Source organism: Caballeronia sp. LZ024, assembly GCF_031451455.1.
Lineage (GTDB): Bacteria > Pseudomonadota > Gammaproteobacteria > Burkholderiales > Burkholderiaceae > Caballeronia > Caballeronia telluris.
This window is the reverse complement of the sequence record NZ_JARUXL010000018.1, coordinates 1-4,464: the sequence shown is the minus strand read 5'-3', so window position 1 is coordinate 4,464 and position 4,464 is coordinate 1. Positions and strand designations below refer to the sequence as shown.

Annotated in this window: 4 protein-coding genes; 3 read left to right on the top strand and 1 reads right to left on the bottom strand. The window is 53.1% G+C overall.

Annotated elements, in window-relative coordinates:
- Nucleotides 1–421 precede the first annotated feature (421 nt).
- Entirely contained in the window at nucleotides 422–2,005 is a 1,584-nt protein-coding gene (locus tag QCE48_RS31370; RefSeq protein WP_309788465.1) for a hypothetical protein, read from the top strand.
- A gap of 368 nt (nucleotides 2,006–2,373) precedes the next feature.
- Here QCE48_RS31370 and QCE48_RS31365 read toward each other — a convergent pair whose 3' ends face one another.
- A complete protein-coding gene (locus tag QCE48_RS31365) occupies nucleotides 2,374–2,679 on the bottom strand; it encodes a hypothetical protein (RefSeq protein ID WP_309788464.1) in 306 nt (101 codons plus the stop codon).
- A gap of 309 nt (nucleotides 2,680–2,988) precedes the next feature.
- Between QCE48_RS31365 and QCE48_RS31360 the strand changes: the two genes are divergently transcribed.
- Entirely contained in the window at nucleotides 2,989–3,255 is a 267-nt protein-coding gene (locus QCE48_RS31360) for a DUF4242 domain-containing protein (protein WP_309788463.1), read from the top strand.
- Nucleotides 3,256–3,368: 113 nt separating this feature from the next.
- Complete coding sequence (locus QCE48_RS31355) at nucleotides 3,369–4,274, top strand: alpha/beta hydrolase (RefSeq protein ID WP_309788462.1); 906 nt, start codon at nucleotides 3,369–3,371, stop codon at nucleotides 4,272–4,274.
- Nucleotides 4,275–4,464 lie beyond the last annotated feature (190 nt).

Genomic DNA, 4,464 nt, shown 5'->3' with positions numbered 1-4,464 from the left:
TTGCGAGGTTTAGTGGCCGTCGCTGGGACGGAACCACCGGTTGAATACGAAGATCTTGAATGGCCGCTGGCGGGAAAATCGAATGCTCAATAACGACCCACAGGCGACATTGGGAGCAGCGCCGAGCCAATGGCTGCTTTGGAAGCCGTGCTGCCGGATGCAGGATTTAACGCAGAGACCGACTCAGACATATTGCAGAAGCTTCCAAATGACAAATACCTGCGAAGCAACCGCATCCAACTTTTGATGAGGGTATCCTAGAGCGGCACGCACCAGATGAAGCGGAATATCGCCAGGCAATCCGGTTCTGCGTCTAGATTTGCTGTCGAATATAAAGTTTCCACAGGTAACGCATCCTCAAGCAAAAAGATGCGTCGGAACGCGAATCGATATCGCCGATCTGTCGAGGAGGGCAAAAACGATGTCAAAGAAACGAGTGACTATGCCACTGACTCTAGGGATTGCCTTGACCTGCGTTGCAGCAATAGTGGTTGCAGGAGCATCGATATTCGGCTGGACTCGATACAATTTCGAAGTCCGATTAATGTTTAGCGACAGATACTCCATGGCAATATTAGTGAGCACCCTTGGCGGACTCTACATGCTCCTAATCGCAGTCAGAATGATTTTCGAACCGCAATATGGGTGGTATGTTTGGGGGAGATTTCAAGAGTCGGTGTATCTGAGACGTTGGTGGCTCGTCTGCTCACCATTTTTTCCGTTCATAACTACGTCGTTTGGCTATATGAAGACGGGATGGATAGAGCCGGCAAATATCAGCGCGTGGTGCGCTTTTATTTTCTCAGTATTTCAATTCATTAAGCATGTGACCGGAGCATGGTTGCGCCCCGCTCGGCGCGGTAAATATTTTGTCTATGAACCAACAGACCATAACGACCCTCTAATAGCGACAGCGAGTATTCGAAAATTTTCAATCATTGGTGGTGACATACTTCAAAAACTAGGACCCCATACATTCGTAACACCAGGCTCAGATTATTTTGTTCTGCACGGATGCGTTTTTCATCGCCCAACCAACTTGCTACTCCAAGATCCTAGATCTGCAATCTCTTGTGCAGCCATTCGACGCGTCAAGGATTACGAATTACCAGAAACATTAAAAATATATCGAATTCTAGCTTTCATTTATACGCGATCTTCAGGGGGGCTGCTATACAATGAAAATAAAATTGGCTTAAAAACCGATCTAGAAAGTATCGCAAATATACCACCTGAACAAGCCGAGATATGCATTAGTAAAACCACTTATTTTGACTTCATCTGTTCTAATGATCTTACAAGATATTACATTCTTCCTAGCGATACGCGGGCTGGAATTGGCGAAGATTTATTCGATTTGGTTCGAAGCCGTACGACCGGGAGGGTAATTTCCTTAGCAAATAGCTCACTATCAAATCATATGGGCGGAGGCACTCTCGCGATAGCGAGGAGCGGACAATTATATTTGAGCAAGCAAGGAAAGCTTACCTTGGCGGCAAGGGGTCTGTTGGCGCCAACTGGTTCTGGATCATTTGACTGGCGTGATCAGTGGTTCAAGAGGAATTTGCACCAATTGATCGTGACTGGGATCGAAAGAGAGTTGCGAGAAGAATGCGCATACACCAAGAAAGACATCGAGGAAACAATTATTCTCGGCTATGGGCGAGATATTCGTCGTGGTGGGAAACCGGACTTTTTCGCCGTCTCATTTGTGAACAAGCCGCCTGAAATCGACCACGCTGAAATTGGATTTATCGATCAACATCAGGTTTTTGATATCGAATCAACGGACGAAACCGACCTACGGGAAAAACTAAATTTAATCCGCGACTCCATTGCAGGAAGCGCATCCAAAGCGGTATTGATTAATCTGCAACTCCTTGCGGACGCAGAGTCGCCCATCCTGATCAAAATTCTGGAGTTTATTAGGCGCGATGCACCACCGACACCCAAGCGTTCACTACTTTCCCGGGTTTTTAACCGAGCCCGCTGCGGCAAATCGTAATGTCTTTTGCAATCGTACTCCCGCGCTCAGGCGGCTAGCAGGACGACCTCCGACACTCGAAACCTGTTTCCAGCCTGAAAGCGACCGTCCCTTAATGGCCGGCTCCGGACCGGCGTACGTCAACCCAGGGATAGGTTCGTACCCATTTCCCGGCAAAGCGCTGTGGCCTGCGCGGCTTGCTGTTTTCGCCAATGGGCCGACAGCGGTCGAGTTCGGCGCGGTTGTCTTTGCTTCACGGTTGCGCTCTGTTCTCGCTCGGGCTTGCCGTCACCGGTTTGTTGTGACTGTGGCGACCGTTAAGCTTCTTTGCTCGTTCCCATTTTCGCGACAGTCTTCGATTCGATGGCCTCCAACTTACGATCGACGCTCTAACTCGCAGGACTGTCGAACAAGTTTACCTTCTCCTGAACGTGCTGTTCGGGCAAAGCCCGATAATGGTGGAACATTGCCGACGCGACGCCGAATCGCATCCGCCTCGACATGTACGATGCGTGCAGCGCAGCATCCGGACGCTCCGCGTCGAACGATGTGCCGAATGAACCGGTTTGCCCCATGGCGACCGACCATTCGCTCAATCGCAACATCGCGTTCGGGACCCGTCCATCCGACAGCGACGAAACGGGCGCGCGCAGCACAAGCGCCACCAGAATTCCGGGTATCCAATCTCGTCTCATGGCCAATCTCTCCCAATCCCAACCTCAACCAACTTCCCGCGGACTGCCGCATTGATCCGTGAACCCGCACTCCAGTTGTAGGTCGCGTACGGACGGGTGGAAATGGCAAGAAATGACCATCGGTCGGGAGGGCGGCCGAAAATCCTCGCTCCGGTCGACACAAACGCTCTCCCGCTGGACTAAACTTTCTTTCACCCGGCACCTGAAAGTCCTGCGTCGTTTGGCTGAAAGTCGGCGTTCGGGGGCACGAATGCAGGCTTGCGAACACTCGTGCATCGGCCGCTATAAATCGTCTAGTAAGGAGGTGCCATGACTCTCTTCATGATCGAGCGCAATTTTGCCGAGCAACTCGATTTCACCGCCGAGGGTGCCGAAGAAGTAACGGAAATAAACGATAAAGTCGGCGTCAAATGGCTTGTCTCTTTTCTTACCGCCGACAAGCGCAAGACTTATTGCCTGTACGAGGCAAACAACATTGAAGCGATTCGCGAAGCGGCGCGGCGCGCGGATATTCCTGCTGACGAGATAATAGAAGTCACGGAACATCGCCCGGAATGGCTGCTGCCCGCTCGCTGAGTCGATGCGCATCATCGGGCGTCGAATCACGATGGTCAGAATTGACTATTCCTCACGGTCCGCTTCCTCGGCTATAACCTCAGCATGCCTCGTTCCCTTGAGGAGTAGACGAAATGAAAAGGCGCATGTTCTTCTGCCTGTCGTTCATGGTGTTGTTGCTCGCCGGATGCTCGGCGTCGAAAGTCGGCACAAACGGCGTCCAAACCCGCGAGACAAGCGTAAATGGCGTGTCCATGCAATACGAGCAGCAGGGAAGGGGCGAAACGGTCGTGCTCGTACACGGCGCCATCGCCGATTATCGCGCATGGGATGCGACTCGCGATGCGATCGCAGCGCACTATCGCGTCATTGCGCCGTCGAACCGGTATTTTGGCACCGGCTCGTGGCCTGACGACGGTGCGAAATTTTCCATGCAGACGCACGCGGATGATCTCGCCGAACTCATCCGCGGGCTAAACACCGGGCCGGTGAAGTTGGTCGGATGGTCCTATGGTGCGGATATCTGTCTCGTCATTGCGGTACAGCATCCCGAACTCGTGAAGAGCGTTTTCGCCTTTGAACCGTCGTCTGCGAACTTCGTCACAGATGCAGCCGACCGCAAAATCATTTCCGCGGATCAACAGCAGGCATTCGGCCCAGCTTTCATGGCCTCGAAGCGAGGCGACCAGCAGGCAGCGCTGCGCCCGTTCGTTGATGGCGTGAATGGCTTGCCTGGCACGTTCGATCAGCTTCCCGCGCGCGTTCAAACGGTGCTGTCGGATAACGCTCGAACGATTCCGCTGCAACTTAACGCACCACCGCCCCCGGCGATCACCTGTGCCGACCTCGGCAAGATTTCGGTGCCCGTCGCGATTGCACGCGGCACGTCTACCAGGCCGTTTTTTCGGATCGCAGCGGACACCGCCAATCAATGCATTCCCGGCTCGCGGCTGGTTCTGATTCAGGATGGACGGCATCTCGCTCCCGTCGAGAAGCCGAATGAATTCAACGCGGCCCTGCTCGCCTTTCTTCCCACCTAGTTGAAGAGGATGCCCGTTATTTGTCGAGCAGTCCGGCGTGGCTTGCAAAGGCGGCGGCCTCGGTCCGATTCGCTGTATAGGTTTTTTCGAGGGGCGGTTTCAAGTGTGAAGCGCAACACCGGGGTTAATGTTTAGAGCTTTGAGGTTGACTTGCTGATGCGAGGGTCGCGGCGAAGACCTCGAATGGCGA